Below are 14,693 nucleotides of genomic sequence, written 5' to 3'. Positions count from 1 at the left end.
CGGCATACGGGACAACTTGAAAGCCCCAATCGGGAAATCGATCCCGTTTGCGACGTTTGCTATTGGCCCGCCTTTTCGATCTGCCTTGTTTTTCGGCGTATACGGCCCAGAGTGTCCAGAACTCTCAACCGCTTCAACGGGACGCCGCCATACTCTGTGAGTGAACGGCGGCCCTTGCTGTCTACAACGGTCAGCATCGCACGGCGCCATTCTCCTCTGGCATCAAACGCGGCTAGGAAGCTCTGAAAATCAGTCGCTTCGGCGCCGTTTTTCTTGCAGAAGTCGGGGAAGGCTTGCCCGAATGTGATCGCGGCGCTTTCCAACCGTTGCGAAGCGCGACCTCTAACAACACGTCCACGCAGGAAGTCGATCTCGATTACTCCACCTGGGCTGATCGCAGCCTCTTCGAACACCTCGGTTTGGCAGAAGCCGACAACAAAACCCAGCCCACTTGCCATTGAGTCAGCGAAGTTGTGAGCGATTGCGCAAAGGCGGTCATGCTTCATGTTTGGAGAATAGCAAGCTCATCGTCTGCTTTCAATTTCATCTTGGGCCGTTCGGCGTTTATGAACTCACTGCCTAGAGGCAGATCATCACTAATCTTCCGCGAATATAGCCTGCCAGTTGCAGCCACGATCTGTGTGGCTAGGATCTGGCTTGACCGCGGCTCCTCACCCTAGGGCAACACCCGCAGCGTCTGCTCATCAAACAACGGCTCATCCTGGCCCACGCGGACGAACAGCAGCTTGTGCGCCGCACTCGCCGGCACCTCGAAATACTGGATGCCATCCGGCATTTCGCCCCAATCGCCACAGGGCGGTTCGGGTACTTCATCATTGGCCTTCGCCTTCAGTTCCTTCTCATAGGCGGCGTCGGGACTGAATGTGTAGCGTTTGACGCCGGCGGGCACGGTGCCCTCCGTGTAAGGCGTGAGCACGCAGCGGGCGTTGACGGCCTTGTCGGTCTTTTCCAGGAACAGGCGCCGCATGGCAGCCTCCGCGGTTTCGCCAGGCTGGATGTCGAGCACCTCGACAAGCGGATCTGGCGCACCGCCATCGCTGTATTTGATGGCGAGCGCATTGCCGACAAACTCGAAATGGATCTGGCGAAAGCCGAAATCGCAGCGCTGCGCCCATGCGACCAGGCCGATCGTCTTGTCCGTCAGTTTTTCCCAGACGCATTTGTCGATCGGCGGCCGCGATGGTACCGGCTCCTCCGCACGCGCCCCGGCAGATACCGTCACGGACGCGAACAGGGCGCAGGTCCAGACGATCGATCTCATGGCGCTATTCATCGCTGCATCCCGTCAAGGTGAAGGCATCCCATGCCCAGCCATCCGGATTGGCATTGGCGAAATCGGCCCATTCGGTGAAAGCCGCGCCGAAATCCGGCAACAGCAACCCTTTCGGCGCCGGTGTCGCTTCGTGCGAATTCAGCTGCTCGGCGCCGCCTCCGGTCAGGGCATAGACCTGCCCGTCCCATATCCGGCAAAGCCCGCTGTCGTCTTGCAGACCCGCTTCGCGGTCGTCGTCGGTGCAGGGGTGGCGGATGGTACCGAGCGGAAACGAGTTCTTGCCATTGGTCCAGGTGATATCGGCCGGCAGGCTTATGCCGGTATGAGGCACGGCCAGCGAGAACACCTGCGTCGTCAGTGCCGCCGGTTCGTTGCCCAGCGGCCGAAATTGCATGACCGCGCCCGAGCGTGGCTCCTGATAGGTGGCGTGGCTCAGGAGGCATTCCTTGGCGCTCGCCGCTTGCATGAGCCCGAGCGAACCCAGGACAACGAAGGCCAGTTTGCGAATGATCATCGATATCTCGGGCAATGTGTTTGTGAAGCAAGGCCGGCTGCGTGCCGGGCCGCACAGTCGCATCATCGGTACAAAACCATAAACGAAATCCGGAACCGCTGCGTTTATCGTCCCTCGATCGAAAACTTGCCCCACACAAACCCGCAATCTGTATGATCGAACGCAGCGGCCCAGGAGACAAAAGATGCAGCGTTTGGCACTGATCATAGCGACCTCCGCAACTGCGATTGTGCCGGCCGTAGCGGCAGCGCCCTATGTCGGGACGTGGTCCAGGGACAGGTTGAACTGCCATGCGACCGCCGACGTCCAGCGCCAGACTGTCTTCACTGTGGATCAGTCGGCCCTGTCGTTTCCCAACCTCGGCTGCGAGCACGCGATCTTTCGCAAAACCGCCATCGGCTGGGTGGTTCGTGCCAGCCAGTGCTACGGCGCGGACCCATCGCTCGACGAGCCATTTTCTCGCACCATCCATATCAAAATCGACGGCGCGACGGTGCGGTTGAGCTGGCGCGGATTCGACAGCGGACCTCTCGTGCGCTGCTCAAGGCGGTGACACTCAGACCAACCCGACCAGCAAGGCCGCGCCGCCGAGAAAGCCTGCCGAGCATATCCACAGCAGCCATAGCCCACGCACCCGGCATTCGAGCACCGCCGAGGCGGGGTTGGCGGGGTCATAGTGAACGTCGACCTTGCTGCCCTCGACATAGCGCCGCGCCTGACCGCCGACGAGGCCGGGCAGCGAGGCCGTCACCCTGGCGCCGAAAGCGACGCGATCGGCGCTGTAGCGCTGTCCGGCGACACCATAGCTGTAGACGATGCGGGACTTGAACACCGTGCGCCAGGGCCGGTACCCACCGCCCTCAAACCGGTCGCGGGTCTTGATCGCCTGCAGGCCGGACGCATCGATACGGCCGGCGGCGGTCGGCCATGTTGCCGCCTGCCCGGCCATCGATCTTTGGGCAAAGCCCATGCGCAGCACGAAAAGCCCCATGAACAGCAGGAATGCCGCCGCACCGAGGTTCCGCGGCTTGGGCAGATGCGGCCCGATAGCCTCCAGCACGCCACCGACCGAAAACACCAACACCAGCGCACCGACCACGAGCCCCGCCGAAAGCTGGACCATGAACTTGAAGGCGCCGTCCGGCATGGTGCGCTCGATCACGGCCTTGCCCGGGCTGGACGGGTCATAGAACACGGTTACCGCCGCGCCACGCGGAAACCGCGCAAGGGTTTCCGCGACTTCGAAATTTCCGAGGTTCTCCTGCACGCTGTAGTGCGAGCTTTGAAATGTCTTGCCGCCCACCTTGTACTCATAGGTGATGGCCGGAAAATTGCGGATTTCGGTCGAGGTGCTGCTCTCCGAGCCGGTACCCGAGCTTGTCACTTCGCGCGCCTCGACGCGCGACGAGACGATCTTTCCAGGCGTCGGCAACCAGCGGCTGGCCGCCTTGACCTCGAGCCATTTCAGGAAGGTGACGATCGACAGCATGCCGGCGACCGCGCAGGCAAAGCCGACCAACAGAAACTTGAGCTCCAACTCGTCCCCCCGACGACTAGAGTACAGCAGCACGCATATAGACAGCATGGCGAGGGCAATGTCTCGTCTATTCGCAAGATCAGGAAATGACCGCCGGCAAGGTTCAATGCTGTCGCGTGGCCATGGGAGCGGCGACCAGCCGCTATTCGGCATCCTCTATTGCCATGACACGAACATAGCCCTCCAGCTGAAGGGCGCGATCCCGGATGATGTTGGTGGCGTCGGCAGCCTGCATGGGCACGTACATCGTGCCTTGCCTTGTTTCATAGAGAGCGCCTCGTGTCTTCGCCTCGCTGTCGCGGAAGGCCAGCCAGGCGCGTTGTGACAGACGAAGATTTTGCGCTGCCTGGCGCGGTAATTTGCGCAGGAGTGTCGCATAAGCGGCATTCATGCGGCGATCATAGTCGCTTGATGCCGTCGCCTCGCAGTCGGTTTGGCCTGCTGTAGAGCCATTGGCTGGATCATCCAGGCAGCGGTCGAGCGTATCGGCGGTGGGGTCTTTCAGACCCGCGGCCATCGGGCTCGCGGGCAACAGCAATGTCAGCAGGCAGACCAGTGCCCCACCGAGCCGAAGCCTCACACCGATGTTCTCCATCTTGCCTCCGAGGACGTATCCGAAACACGGTGGGAACCGCGCCAGGAACTGGTGGCCAACGCGGCGGGCCATCCGCACGATGACGTGATAAAAGGACGATCGATCCGATCGGACGAAGATCCAGGAGACGACAGCCGGGACGATGCGCATGAGCGAACAAACCGAAGATGACCCCGATATACTGAACCAGCTCGCCTATGTCAGGGCCGATCCGACCCAGCACGACACGTTGACCCTTCTCGCCATGATCGATGCCGCGATCGCCGAGATCATGGGCTTGAGGGCGCGGCTGCGGTTGAGCGAGGAAAAGAACGGCGGGAGCAACCAGTTCCAATAGGTGGACAGGACGAGCGCCGACGCGAAAGCATGGGTTCTAATCCGCGTCGGCCATCATGGCCCGACCTCCGCCGCCGGCCCAGGCGCGCCATTGCCGCTCATCGCCATGGAAGACGTTGAGATCGATGCGGCCGGTCACGCCATGCGACAGGCCGGAGCCGGAATATTGCCAGAACAGCCATTTGCGATCGGGATAGACCTTTGACGGATGCCGGGCCACGGCGCGCAGCCAGAACGGGTAATCCGGGAATGCGCCCTGGAGGTTGTCGCGATAGAAATCGGGCGCCGTGTAGATGATCGGCCGCTGGCCGTAATGGCGCTCCAGCTTGTCCATGAACACCTGCATCTTCTCCAGGACCTTTTCGCGCGACGGGCGCCGCTGGCAGCTGGAGTCGCCGTTCCATTCGACGTCGATCACCGGCGGCAGCGCGCCGTCGACCTTCGGCACGTTGCGGATGAACCAGTCGGCCTGCTCGCCGGCGGTGCGGCACCAGTAGAAGAAATGATAGGCACCGCGCTTCAGGCCCGCCGCGTCGGCATCACGCCAGTTCTTCATAAACAGGGGGTCGAGGTGGTCGCCGCCGTCGGTCGCCTTGATGTAGGCGAAGTTGGCGCCCTGGGCGCGCAGCTTCTCCCAGTTGACGTTGCCTTGCCAGCGCGACACGTCCACCCCGTGCACGGCAAGGTGACGGGGCGACGAGCGGCCGAAATTGATCGGCTTGGCATCGCGGAAGCCATAACGCGTGACCGGGCCGGCCAGCATGGACGGTGCCGCCCGCGACAACAGCTTCGGCGGCGACACCAGGGCGGCCTCCTCGATCGGCGGCTCGACGCTGTCGGGCAGTTCGGGTGCGGGAAACGCCACCGTCTCTTCCTCTGCAAGGCCATAAGGCCGAGCGGTGGTATCCTCTGCCGCAACCTCAATCCGCTTGCGCGCCGCGTTTGCCCTGGCCACCGGAACGGACGCGATCGGCGCGCTTGGACGCACCACCGAACTGGTGACTTCATTGGACGGCTTCTGCATGTCGAGCGCATCCATACCCGATGTCGACGAACAGCCGGCAAGGCACAGCGATGCGATCACGAAACTCACGACGCCTGGTAACCGCATCTGGACCTGTACTCGAACACAACAGACCGAAGGCGACGGCCGACGGACAACCAGACGAGTTATGAACGAGAAATTACCAATAAAGTTTGAATCAAGTTTTTTACCATGGCTGTGGCCGCGTTCCGACAGTCGTCGGCAGCGGCCACAGCCGAGCCTTGACAGAGCCATGATGTGGCTGTTGAGAACGGGTGTGCGGCGCCGCGGCCCTGCCCGCGCCAAGGGCCGCAAGCTGCCGGTCGAGAATTATTACGGCTGGCTCGTCGACGGCAAGCTCGACGAACTCAGGAGCTTGCTCGACAGGGCAGCTGAGGAACACTTTCAACACGGAGCTTGCGTGCAGTCGTTCATCGACCAGAGCGTATGTTTCATCGAGAACCATCAGGCCTGGGCGGGTCTCGTGGTCGGATTGCTGGCCTTCGGCGAATCGCTGGTGCTGGTCGGCATCCTGTTGCCTGGCACCACGGTGCTGATCATCGTCGGCGGGCTGGTGGGCGCCGGTATCGTCCAGCCCCTGCCCGTTCTCCTCGCCGCGATGCTTGGCGCGGCGCTTGGCGACACCATTTCCTATTTTCTCGGCAAATGGCTGGGGCGTGGCGTCGTCCACAAATGGCCGCTCAACCGCTATCGCCGCGAGATCGCCAGGGCGCGCCTGTTCTTCCATCGCTACGGTGTCGCCGCCGTTTTCGTCGGCCGCTTCTTCGGTCCGGTGCGTGCCACCGTGCCGCTGGTCGCCGGCATGATGGGCATGAACAGGCGGCGCTTCCAGGCCGCCAACATCCTGTCGGCGATCATCTGGGCGCCGGTCGTGCTGTCGCCTGGATGGCTGGTGGCGAAAGGAGCCGACAATCTGCCCGAACTCGACGCGACCAGCCTGTTCGGCCTGGCGGTGATCGCGGCCATGGTGGTGGCGATCATCGTCGCCGTGCTTGTCGTCAGACTGCGTGGCAGGCGCAATGCAGGGAGTGCGTCTCGCGATTGAAGGCGCCTTGCATCAGCCGCCGCGCTTCCTGAAGACGCCGATCATCGGCCCTAGATTCCAGTAGTCGTCGTTGCGACCGATGGCCGGAGCGAGCAGGCTCGATATCGTGCCGTCGAGAAAGAGCGCGTTGTCGCAGCCGAGCGCGTCGCGAAACAGGCGGGCGAAGGCATGGAACGTCACCGTGCCGTTCGAGATGGCAAAGACGGCAACACCGTCCTTTCGCACTCCGACGCCGTCGCGGCTCTTGCGCGAGGTGCCGTCGGCCTGGAATTTCGGGTGAAGCTGGCCGTCGATTACCAGCATTGGCCCTGATTGTGTCGCATAGTCGGTGGCTGGCCGCTGCCTGACGAAGTCCTTGGTCGCCCGCACCACGGCCTTGCCGCGGCTGATATAGAAAATGCCATTCGGCTGCAGCGAAAAATTGCCGCTTCCCGATCCCGTTTTCACACCGGCCATTTCCTGGCCGCGTTCGACGTAAAGGCCGACCGGCCTGAGATCGGGGTGGTACATGCCGGCATTGATGGCAAACAGCATGGTCCGGCCCGCCATGCGCTGGGCGTTGTCGAGATTGTGCAGCGACTGAAAAGGCTTGCCTGCCGGGTCTTTCCAGAACAGTTCGATCGAATAGAGCTTCGGATCGACCTCGCAGACGAGGAAGCTCGTAGCCTCGAAGGAGACGTCGCGGCACGGCGGCACCGAAGCGAACCACTGGCCGAATGCCGCTGTCGTGGCGACCGCGTACGGCAACGCGGCCTTGAACAAGCTCAGCAGCAAGGGCGCCGAATAAAGGACGGTCAAAAAATCCATGCGCGTTCCGGATTGCCATTCCAACGAACTGTCGTGGATAGCACCGCTTGCCGGCACGATGAAGGATTTGCTGAAAGAAGTATGGATTATAACCCGGACTTCGGGCAGCGATTATTTGACCGCGCTGACCAGCTTCTCCTCGCCGGCAAGAATGGAGACCCAGCGCCCGGTATTGTCGCTCGCCTGTCTTTTGAGATAGCGATACGGGGTCTGGTTCCAGAGGCGAACCTTGTCGACGAGATTGTCGAGGATGAAGTCGCCCTTGTCGGTGCGCACCGTCAGCACGGCATGACCTTCGCCGTCCGGCTTGCGAACCACCGTCATCAGGAGATTGGCTATGGCGATGCCCAGGCTGTTGAGCTCACGCCGCTTTTCCAGCGCGTAATCCTCGCAATCGCCGAAGCCATTGTCCGGATAGGCCCACCATTCCTCCTTGCCGTAATTGTCCATGTCGCTCATCGGCTTGACGCGCGCGTTGACCGAGAGGTTTACGGCGCTGATCTCCCGCAACAGCTTGCCAGTCATCTGTTCCGGCTCGCTGTCGGATGAACGGATCGAGCACTCGGCGGCATGAATCTTGCAAAAATCATAGTGGCCAATCGGCTGGGACGTCGAGCCGCCGATAGCCATGGAAACGGGAGCCGTGTAAGCGGAATTCGCCGCCGAACAGAAAGCAATCAGGGCAATCGCCAGCCCCAGCCCCTTCGCCTTCCGGCGCCAACCCATCGAGGATGCCATCCGGCCCCGCCCATCTGTTTTGTTAACAGAACGTTAAGGGCGGTTGTATCCCGAAGTCAACCAAACCGGCCGATCACATCTTGGAGGGACGCCGCATGCCCCTTCGAGGGTTGCAGCAGCGCAACACCGAGGTTCGGGCTAGGGAGCTAGACGAGCCATCCCATCGCCACACCCAGCAGCAGGACGACGCCAAGCAGGCCACGGTAGATGACAAAGGGCCAGGCGGAGAAGCGTTCCAGCACACGCATCAGGCCCCAAATGGCGAAGAAGGCCGAAATCGAGGCGACGAGCAGCCCCAGGCCAAGAACCGACCATCCATGGGCATCGAGATGCACCTTGTGCAGTTCCCACAATTCCTTGAGGCCGGCGAGCGCGATGGCCGGCAGCCCGAGCAGGAACGAGAAGCGTGCCGCCTCGGCCCGCTTGAAGCCGAGCCCCAGTGCCGCCGTCAGCGTCGAACCGGAGCGAGAGACGCCCGGGATCAGCGCGCCGACCTGGGCGACACCGACAAGAAGCGCGTCGGCGAGCGACGCTTCGCCGATGGTGCGCTTGTGGCGGGCGAAAATCTCGGCCAGGGCCAGCAGGATAGCCATGCCTATGCAGGCCCAGCCAATCACGCTCAAGCTGCGCAACGGCGAATTGCAGGTGTTGAGAACACCCGAAAGTACCACGCCGGCGATCACAATCGGGATTGTCGCCAGCACGATCCAGGAAGCCAGTTGGAAATGCCGATCGGCGAAATCGCGCCGTGTGAGAGCGTCGATCGAACCGAACAGGAGATCCCTGACATCGCCCCAGAAATAGCTGACCACGGCGGCAAGGGCGGCAAGCTGCATGGCGGCGGAGAAGGCGGAACCCGGATCCTGCCAGCCAAGCACCGCCGGCACGATGCGCATATGGGCGGTCGAGGAAATCGGCAGCAGTTCGGTTATGCCTTGCACCAGGCCGAGGAATGCGACCTTGGCAAATCCAAGGCCGACAAAGCCCGTGTCGACGCCTTGCGTGCAGATATCGGCCATGTCGGGTTCCATCCGGGAGAGATCGGAGTTGCAAAGGCACCATCGGAGGAGATCGGTGCCCGGCAAGGCATACCGTCATGCGGCGGATAATCAATTTACGGATTTGTAAGCTGGCACCGCCGCGTCGGACGCGCACGGTTCAAACCGGCCCGAAGGGCCGGCGATGCTCCCATGGCTGGAGGTTGGCAAGACGATTATGGGCAGAGCCAAAGTTTCTGGCAGGTCCTGGCAATAACATGGGCGGGCGGCACGACAGGCTCCTCCGTGGAGGGCCGGCGAGCCCGCTCGAGCAGCATGCGCACCTGTTCCGGGCGCACACGGTCACGTTCCATCACGAGCAGGACCATAGGATCGCTCAAAAGCTCGTCCAGGGTGCTGATGCTGTCGTTCATCCGTCGTCTCCTCGAATGCCGGGCCCGCGACGCTTAGATAGGGAGACAAAGGTGGCCCGCCAATGACGCTTTGCCGGCTATCACGTGTCTCTTTGGATTAATTTTTGGTCATCCTGGGGCACGTCCTTTCCCTTCACGGGGAAGAAGGAAGCTAGGCCGGCGGAGCGCCTTCAAATTGCGGCAGGCCGTCATCCAGCATCACCCAGGGCTGTTTCGAGACGGTCCAGATGTGCATCTGGGGCCTGAACAGCGACGGGTCGTCAAGCGAACCGGTCGTCACGCCGATGATGCCGGCGGAATCGCGCCGCGAAAACAGGGTCGTGCCGCAGGCCGGACAAAACCCGCGCTTGAGGTCCGGCGAGGTGTTGACCGTGGCCAACGGGCCCTCGACCGTCACATCGTCGATGCGGAAAAGAACACGCGCATTGAACGCCGCGCCGATCGCCTTCTGGCAAAGCCGGCAATGGCAGATGCGCTCGTTGATGGAGGCGGCATCGGTGCGATAGCGCACGGCCCTGCACAGGCATCCGCCCTCGTATTTTGCCATCGCCTGGATCCATTGGTGGAGTGAACAGGCGGCAAAAGTAACGGCGAGGTCGATTGGGTCAATTGAAAAGCTTTGATACAAGGTCATCGATTATCGTGATGCAGCAGGATTGTCATGACACCCGACATCGAAACGATCGGCATCGCGGCCCTGTTCGGGTCGCCCTCGCCCGCGCGCGACCGCGCCGACGCCGGGATCATGGCCGCGGCGGCCGGCATCGGCTTCCTGGCGGTCCGGGATTTTCCCGGCGATGACTGGCTGACGCCCGACAAGCGCGCGCAATTGCTGCGCATCTTCGCGCTTCCTGACGCCGAGAAACAGGAATTGCTGCGCTGGAATTTCGATCACACTAAGAAAAATTTCTACCGCGGCTGGTTTCCGCTGCAGCCGCAAGCCGTTTCCTACAAGGAAGGCATCGACATGGGGCCGGATCTTGCCGATGGGGCGCGAGTCACGGCTTCCGACGATCCCTTGTGCGAGCCGACACCCTTGCCGGTCGAGCATGCCCTGCCTGGTTGGCGCGCTGCCGCAGCCGACTACTATCGCGTGATGGAAACGGTCGGCACCATGCTGATGCGGTCGATCGCCCGCGGGCTTGGCCTGCCTGAGATGACCTTCGATGCCTATTTCGACGGTGGCATCTCGACGCTGCGCCTGATCCGCTATCCCCTGCGCGACGCCAATGCCGGCGTCGACACCAGCGGACCGGAGTATTCGGTGACCCACAAAGGCGAGACGCGCACCATCATCGGCCGCGAACATGCAGATTCAGGCTTCGTCACCTTGCTGGCGCAGGACGGCGTTGAGGGCTTGCAGGCGAAAAACCTCGCCGGCGAATGGATCGACGTGCCTCCAGCCGACGGCACGCTGGCGGTCAATTTCGGCCAGTTGCTGGAACGCTGGACCGGCGGCCGCGTGCGGGCGACACGGCACCGGGTCATTGCGCCAAAAACGGTGCGGTTCTCGATCCCGTTCTTCTACGAGCCACGCGTCGACGCGGAAATCTCGCCTTTGCCGCTGGACGGCGCCGAACCCTTCGCGCCGTTTCTTTACGGCGACTATCTCTGGGAGTCGGCGACGAACTTCGTCGAAATGAGCGGCATCAAGCATCTGAGGCAGCCGCGCCGGGCCAAGGCTTCCTGAACAGCACGCCGGCTGACTCGCAGGAGACGGCCGGCGGAGAAGGCAGGGGTCATTCGGCTTCGCCGACCACCTCGTCCCAGCTCTTCACCCTGGTCTCGCCGTCGAGGAACGGCAATGCGGCGGCCGTCAGTTCCGGAGCGAAGAAGACATCGTAGTGGGTGCGGTTGGGCAGGATGGCCAGCCGGTTCCGCGACAGGTTCTCGCGCATCCAGCCGGCATCCTTCAGGCCGCCGCCGAGCATCTGGTAGAACTTGATCTCGTGCTCGGGCTTGTACATGTCGCTGTCGCCATAGGCGAGCATCACGGGCATCTTCAGCTTGGGAACGTCGGCCGAGAAGTCGTAGTTCTGGCGCATGAAATTGCCGAGCGCGTCGAGCAGTTTCGGGAAGTCCTCCGGATGCGGGGCGACGGCGACGTAGGATTTGTACATCGGCGTGTCTTTCATGTACGTCGCGGCGGCGGCACTCACCTGTGCCTGCTGCGGACGCATCTCTTCGTAGAAGCCGTCGGCGGCATAACCGGTCGAAACAAGGACCAGCCGGCGCACGGCCTCGGGATGCTGGACCGCCATGCGGAAGGCAACGCCGCCGCCCAGCGAATAGCCCATAACGTCGACCTTGTCGTAGCCGAGTGTATTGACGATACCAGCCATGTCGTCGCCGATCGCCTGCAGGCTGAATGGCCGGTCGCCAAGGGCGGTGCGGCCATGCCCCTGCAGGTCGACGCCGATGACGGTGCGGTTTTCGGCAAGCTTGGGCAGGATCGGCGCGAACATGTCGGTGGAGCCGAGGCCGCCATGCAGCAGAAGCAGCGGCTCACCCTTGCCATAGACGGCGTAATAGTAATTCACGCCATTGATCGGCAGCAGGCCGGACTTTTGTGGCTTCGGCAGTGTTTTCGTTTCGGTCGTCATGGCAGGCTTTGTCTCCTCTGCATTGATGGTGCCCGGGCAAGCGAGAAGCGCAGCGGCCGAGGCAAAAATGGCAAAAAACAGAACTTTGGACATATCGAACTCCTCCGGTGTGGCTCTGTCAGAGCGTCCTGGCGAGATCTTCGAGCTGATCGGTGCACTGGCCCCAACCGGCGTGAAAGCCCATGGCCTCGTGCTGCTCGCGGTCGGCGACGCTCCAGTGCCGGACGCGCGCGATGTAGCGGGTCTTGCCCTCGCCCTCGTCCTCGAAGGTCAGTACGACTGTCATGAACGGTTTTTCCGATGGCACCCATGACTGGGTATAAGCATCGGTCAAGACGATCTTCTCGCCGGGAACGACCTCGAGGAAGACGCCGGGGTTGGGGAACTCGTTGCCGTCGGGCCCTGCCATGACGACCAGGCTGTTGCCACCGGTGCGCACATCCATCTCGGCACGCGGCGTCGTCCACGGCTTTGGCGCGAACCATTGCGTGATCAATTTCGGTTCGGTCCAGCAGCGATAGACGTCCCCGCGCGGTGCATCGATGATGCGGGCGAGAACCAGTTCGCGGTCGTCGGCGGGGGCGATGTCGAGCTTGGTGGCCACGGTGGTCTCCTCGGTTTGATCTGGCTTCCGTCCCAAGGACGAGCCGACGCAAAGCAAACCGACATCGCCCGCGAAAAATTCTGGAAACGCAGGTTGAAAACCGTGAGCGGAGCGCGTGTCAGTGCCGCTTGGCTTGCACCAGGTAGGCGTCGATTACGGTCTCGCCCAGCCATTTGGCGGCTTCGAGCCGGTGCAGGCCTTCGACAAGTATGTGCCGCTTGCCATCGTGGCGGACCTGGATCGGCGTCTTCATGCCGTTCTCGAGTATGTCCTCGGCCAGATGCCGGACGGTCTCGGGGTGCAGCGTCTTCTTCCGCGCCGTGGGCACGTAGATGTCGTCGACCTTGACCTGTTGAACCCTGAGCATGCCCTGTCCCCATGGCGGAACTGCCGCCGTCTTCCTGAGATAGTCGGTTTGGCGAAGGCGGCCAAGGGTGCGGCTAACGAATGCTGGCATGATCGTTTCCATTTGACGCCTGGCGGGCGGATCGCCGAAATGGCGCCTCAGATGGGCCAGGGCTTCATGATCAATCCGCCGACCGAATTCCCCGATTTCGGGCTGACAGCCGAGCAGCGCCGCCACGCGGTGCGCGGCCACTATTACGAGTGGCCGGGCATGGATGGCGAGCGCGGCGAAATCTGGTGCTACAGCGACCGGTTTTCCTATCGCGCCGGCGAGACAGTTACGCTGCATGTCAGCTCGACCGCTCCGTCCTTCGGCATGAGGATCATCCGCGATGGCGGCACCGAAACGAGAGTATTCGAGAAATCGGACATTGCGGCGCGCTGGCAGGAGAGTCCGGAGCAATGCTCGGTCGAAGGCTGCGGCTGGGAAGCCTCCTTCGAATTTCGCGTGGAGAGCGACTGGCCCTCCGGCGCCTACCTGATAACGCTGACCGCCGACGGACGTGACGGCAAGCCGATCCAAAGTCACCACATTTTCATCGTCTCTCCCCAGCCCGGCAAGAAACCTGGCCGTGTGCTGCAGGTGGCGGCGACGGGCACCTGGCTTGCCTACAACACCTGGGGCGGCTCCAACCATTATCAGGGCATCACCGGGCCCGACCGCGACCAGTACTCGCCCATCGTGTCAACGCAGCGCCCCTGGTGCCGCGGCTTCGTCGTGTTGCCCGGGGATGCACCGCGCGTGCCGTTGGAGGTGGCGGTGCCGCCGAAGACCGTGCCGCGTTATCCGCACATGGAATGGGCGCTCGCCACCGGCCATTCGAAGAAATATGCCTCGTCCGGCTGGGCCAGCTACGACAGTCATTTTTTTCGCTTCGCCGAACGATCAGGCTACGGCGTCGACCTCGCCAGTCAGCATGACCTTCACTTCTCGCCGGAAATTCTCGACGGATACGACTGCGCGGTCTTCGTCGGTCATGACGAATACTGGACTTGGGAGATGCGAGACGCGGTCGACTTCTATGTCGAACGTGGCGGCCATGCGGCGCGCTTTGCCGGCAATTTCATGTGGCAGACGCGGCTCGAAGATGAGGGCCGCCGGCAGGTCTGCTACAAATACCGCGCCCGCACCGAGGACCCGGCCTATCGCGGCGGCGACGTGACCCGCGCCACCAATTCCTGGGAAGCACCGGAAATCGGCCGGCCGGGTACGGCAACCTTCGGGCTCAACGCGACACGGGGCGTCTATGCCGGCTGGGGTGGCTGCGCGCCACGTGGCGTACGCGGCTTTCCGGTCTATCGGCCGGAGCACTGGGCCTTTGCCGGCACCGGCATCTACTATGGCGACCTGCTGGGCGCCGACAGCCATGTCTATGGCTATGAGGTCGACGGGCTCGATTTCGAGATCCGCGGCGGGCTGCCCTACCCCACGCCGGACAGCGGCGCGCCTGACGGCCTGCAAGTGCTGGCCGTCGGCATGGCCAGCCAGGTCGAGGAAAGCGCCGATATTCCAATCGAGGACCAGTTCCTCACCGACGAGGATGGCCGCTTCACCGCCGAGACCTTGTTTGGCGAGGCAAGCGACGCCAATCTCGAAAAGGTCAAACGCGGCAATGGCATGATCGTCAACTTCCCGCGAGGCAAGGGCGAGGTGTTCCATGCCGGAAGCTGCGAATGGGTCGCCGGCCTGCTAAGACAAGACCCGATGGTCGAACGGGTCACCCAGAATGTCCTCGACCGCTATATCGGAAAGTCCTGA

At 62.5% G+C, this 14,693-nt stretch carries 19 protein-coding genes; 5 read left to right on the top strand and 14 right to left on the bottom strand.

Annotation, left to right across the window (positions count from 1 at the left end; genetic code table 11):
• Window positions 1-59: 59 nt before the first annotated feature.
• From LB571_RS11620 to LB571_RS11610, 3 genes are all read right to left on the bottom strand, one after another.
• Window positions 60-458, bottom strand: a complete 399-nt coding sequence (locus LB571_RS11620) for a hypothetical protein (protein WP_224594587.1) — start codon at window positions 456-458, stop codon at window positions 60-62.
• A gap of 218 nt (window positions 459-676) precedes the next feature.
• A complete protein-coding gene (locus tag LB571_RS11615; RefSeq protein WP_224594586.1) occupies window positions 677-1,282 on the bottom strand; it encodes a hypothetical protein in 606 nt (201 codons plus the stop codon).
• A 4-nt stretch (window positions 1,283-1,286) separates the two neighbouring features.
• Window positions 1,287-1,808, bottom strand: coding sequence for a hypothetical protein (locus LB571_RS11610; RefSeq protein WP_224594585.1), 522 nt, complete (start codon window positions 1,806-1,808; stop codon window positions 1,287-1,289).
• A gap of 184 nt (window positions 1,809-1,992) precedes the next feature.
• Between LB571_RS11610 and LB571_RS11605 the strand changes: the two genes are divergently transcribed.
• Window positions 1,993-2,361 carry a hypothetical protein gene (locus LB571_RS11605; RefSeq protein ID WP_224594584.1) on the top strand — a complete coding sequence of 123 codons (369 nt, stop codon included), beginning with the start codon at window positions 1,993-1,995 and terminating at the stop codon, window positions 2,359-2,361.
• A gap of 3 nt (window positions 2,362-2,364) precedes the next feature.
• Here the strand turns inward: LB571_RS11605 and LB571_RS11600 are convergent, their stop codons facing one another.
• On the bottom strand, window positions 2,365-3,345 hold the full coding sequence (locus LB571_RS11600) for a DUF3592 domain-containing protein (RefSeq protein WP_224594582.1): 981 nt from the start codon (window positions 3,343-3,345) through the stop codon (window positions 2,365-2,367).
• Window positions 3,346-3,487: 142 nt separating this feature from the next.
• Window positions 3,488-4,090, bottom strand: a complete 603-nt coding sequence (locus LB571_RS11595) for a lysozyme inhibitor LprI family protein (protein WP_224594580.1) — start codon at window positions 4,088-4,090, stop codon at window positions 3,488-3,490.
• Between LB571_RS11595 and LB571_RS11590 the strand changes: the two genes are divergently transcribed.
• The gene (locus tag LB571_RS11590; protein ID WP_224594578.1) at window positions 4,089-4,277 is read left to right on the top strand and encodes a hypothetical protein; all 189 of its coding nucleotides are present in this window, start codon (window positions 4,089-4,091) and stop codon (window positions 4,275-4,277) included. The two genes, LB571_RS11595 and LB571_RS11590, sit on opposite strands and share 2 nt — an antisense overlap.
• Before the next feature lie 36 nt (window positions 4,278-4,313).
• Here LB571_RS11590 and LB571_RS11585 read toward each other — a convergent pair whose 3' ends face one another.
• Window positions 4,314-5,387: a GH25 family lysozyme gene (locus tag LB571_RS11585; RefSeq protein WP_015318095.1), complete on the bottom strand. Its 1,074-nt coding sequence runs from the start codon at window positions 5,385-5,387 to the stop codon at window positions 4,314-4,316.
• Window positions 5,388-5,721: 334 nt separating this feature from the next.
• Here LB571_RS11585 and LB571_RS11580 point away from each other — a divergent pair, with 334 nt between their 5' ends.
• Window positions 5,722-6,366: a DedA family protein gene (locus LB571_RS11580; RefSeq protein ID WP_318011724.1), complete on the top strand. Its 645-nt coding sequence runs from the start codon at window positions 5,722-5,724 to the stop codon at window positions 6,364-6,366.
• A 12-nt stretch (window positions 6,367-6,378) separates the two neighbouring features.
• Here LB571_RS11580 and LB571_RS11575 read toward each other — a convergent pair whose 3' ends face one another.
• The 5 genes from LB571_RS11575 to LB571_RS11555 all read right to left on the bottom strand — a co-directional run bounded on the left by LB571_RS11575 (window position 6,379) and on the right by LB571_RS11555 (window position 9,869).
• The gene (locus LB571_RS11575) at window positions 6,379-7,173 is read right to left on the bottom strand and encodes a phosphodiester glycosidase family protein (RefSeq protein ID WP_140787491.1); all 795 of its coding nucleotides are present in this window, start codon (window positions 7,171-7,173) and stop codon (window positions 6,379-6,381) included.
• A 111-nt stretch (window positions 7,174-7,284) separates the two neighbouring features.
• Window positions 7,285-7,911 carry a transglutaminase-like cysteine peptidase gene (locus tag LB571_RS11570; protein WP_015318098.1) on the bottom strand — a complete coding sequence of 209 codons (627 nt, stop codon included), beginning with the start codon at window positions 7,909-7,911 and terminating at the stop codon, window positions 7,285-7,287.
• 146 nt (window positions 7,912-8,057) lie between these two features.
• Window positions 8,058-8,930, bottom strand: coding sequence for an undecaprenyl-diphosphate phosphatase (locus tag LB571_RS11565; protein ID WP_015318099.1), 873 nt, complete (start codon window positions 8,928-8,930; stop codon window positions 8,058-8,060).
• Between the two features lie 194 nt (window positions 8,931-9,124).
• A complete protein-coding gene (locus LB571_RS11560; protein ID WP_140616965.1) occupies window positions 9,125-9,322 on the bottom strand; it encodes a hypothetical protein in 198 nt (65 codons plus the stop codon).
• A gap of 151 nt (window positions 9,323-9,473) precedes the next feature.
• On the bottom strand, window positions 9,474-9,869 hold the full coding sequence (locus tag LB571_RS11555) for a GFA family protein (protein ID WP_015318101.1): 396 nt from the start codon (window positions 9,867-9,869) through the stop codon (window positions 9,474-9,476).
• 114 nt (window positions 9,870-9,983) lie between these two features.
• On the opposite strand from LB571_RS11555, the gene LB571_RS11550 reads away from it, so the two are divergent.
• Entirely contained in the window at window positions 9,984-11,012 is a 1,029-nt protein-coding gene (locus LB571_RS11550) for an isopenicillin N synthase family dioxygenase (protein WP_224594575.1), read from the top strand.
• Between the two features lie 49 nt (window positions 11,013-11,061).
• Here the strand turns inward: LB571_RS11550 and LB571_RS11545 are convergent, their stop codons facing one another.
• The 3 genes from LB571_RS11545 to LB571_RS11535 form a co-directional block, all read right to left on the bottom strand.
• Window positions 11,062-12,018, bottom strand: coding sequence for an alpha/beta fold hydrolase (locus tag LB571_RS11545; RefSeq protein ID WP_224594570.1), 957 nt, complete (start codon window positions 12,016-12,018; stop codon window positions 11,062-11,064).
• A 25-nt stretch (window positions 12,019-12,043) separates the two neighbouring features.
• Complete coding sequence (locus LB571_RS11540) at window positions 12,044-12,529, bottom strand: SRPBCC family protein (RefSeq protein ID WP_140823603.1); 486 nt, start codon at window positions 12,527-12,529, stop codon at window positions 12,044-12,046.
• 118 nt (window positions 12,530-12,647) lie between these two features.
• Window positions 12,648-12,896: a ParB N-terminal domain-containing protein gene (locus LB571_RS11535; RefSeq protein WP_140617245.1), complete on the bottom strand. Its 249-nt coding sequence runs from the start codon at window positions 12,894-12,896 to the stop codon at window positions 12,648-12,650.
• 156 nt (window positions 12,897-13,052) lie between these two features.
• Here LB571_RS11535 and LB571_RS11530 point away from each other — a divergent pair, with 156 nt between their 5' ends.
• Window positions 13,053-14,693, top strand: a complete 1,641-nt coding sequence (locus LB571_RS11530; RefSeq protein ID WP_224594643.1) for a N,N-dimethylformamidase beta subunit family domain-containing protein — start codon at window positions 13,053-13,055, stop codon at window positions 14,691-14,693.

The organism is Mesorhizobium sp. BR1-1-4 (genome assembly GCF_020165375.1).
In the GTDB taxonomy this organism is placed as follows: domain Bacteria; phylum Pseudomonadota; class Alphaproteobacteria; order Rhizobiales; family Rhizobiaceae; genus Mesorhizobium; species Mesorhizobium australicum.
Note: the sequence above shows the minus strand (reverse complement) of the source record. Positions and strands in the feature narration are given on the sequence as shown.

Excerpts from the sequence above, each read along its gene's own strand:
- LB571_RS11595 (WP_224594580.1), bottom strand. The coding sequence starts at position 4,090 with ATGCGCATCGTCCCGGCTGTCGTCTCCTGGATCTTCGTCCGATCGGAT.
- LB571_RS11550 (WP_224594575.1), top strand. The coding sequence starts at position 9,984 with ATGACACCCGACATCGAAACGATCGGCATCGCGGCCCTGTTCGGGTCG.
- LB571_RS11605 (WP_224594584.1), top strand. The coding sequence starts at position 1,993 with ATGCAGCGTTTGGCACTGATCATAGCGACCTCCGCAACTGCGATTGTG.
- LB571_RS11545 (WP_224594570.1), bottom strand. The coding sequence starts at position 12,018 with ATGTCCAAAGTTCTGTTTTTTGCCATTTTTGCCTCGGCCGCTGCGCTT.
- LB571_RS11535 (WP_140617245.1), bottom strand. The coding sequence starts at position 12,896 with ATGCTCAGGGTTCAACAGGTCAAGGTCGACGACATCTACGTGCCCACG.
- LB571_RS11565 (WP_015318099.1), bottom strand. The coding sequence starts at position 8,930 with ATGGCCGATATCTGCACGCAAGGCGTCGACACGGGCTTTGTCGGCCTT.
- LB571_RS11555 (WP_015318101.1), bottom strand. The coding sequence starts at position 9,869 with ATGGCAAAATACGAGGGCGGATGCCTGTGCAGGGCCGTGCGCTATCGC.
- LB571_RS11590 (WP_224594578.1), top strand. The coding sequence starts at position 4,089 with ATGAGCGAACAAACCGAAGATGACCCCGATATACTGAACCAGCTCGCC.
- LB571_RS11615 (WP_224594586.1), bottom strand. The coding sequence starts at position 1,282 with ATGAGATCGATCGTCTGGACCTGCGCCCTGTTCGCGTCCGTGACGGTA.
- LB571_RS11610 (WP_224594585.1), bottom strand. The coding sequence starts at position 1,808 with ATGATCATTCGCAAACTGGCCTTCGTTGTCCTGGGTTCGCTCGGGCTC.
- LB571_RS11575 (WP_140787491.1), bottom strand. The coding sequence starts at position 7,173 with ATGGATTTTTTGACCGTCCTTTATTCGGCGCCCTTGCTGCTGAGCTTG.
- LB571_RS11585 (WP_015318095.1), bottom strand. The coding sequence starts at position 5,387 with ATGCGGTTACCAGGCGTCGTGAGTTTCGTGATCGCATCGCTGTGCCTT.
- LB571_RS11530 (WP_224594643.1), top strand. The coding sequence starts at position 13,053 with ATGATCAATCCGCCGACCGAATTCCCCGATTTCGGGCTGACAGCCGAG.
- LB571_RS11560 (WP_140616965.1), bottom strand. The coding sequence starts at position 9,322 with ATGAACGACAGCATCAGCACCCTGGACGAGCTTTTGAGCGATCCTATG.
- LB571_RS11620 (WP_224594587.1), bottom strand. The coding sequence starts at position 458 with ATGGCAAGTGGGCTGGGTTTTGTTGTCGGCTTCTGCCAAACCGAGGTG.
- LB571_RS11570 (WP_015318098.1), bottom strand. The coding sequence starts at position 7,911 with ATGGCATCCTCGATGGGTTGGCGCCGGAAGGCGAAGGGGCTGGGGCTG.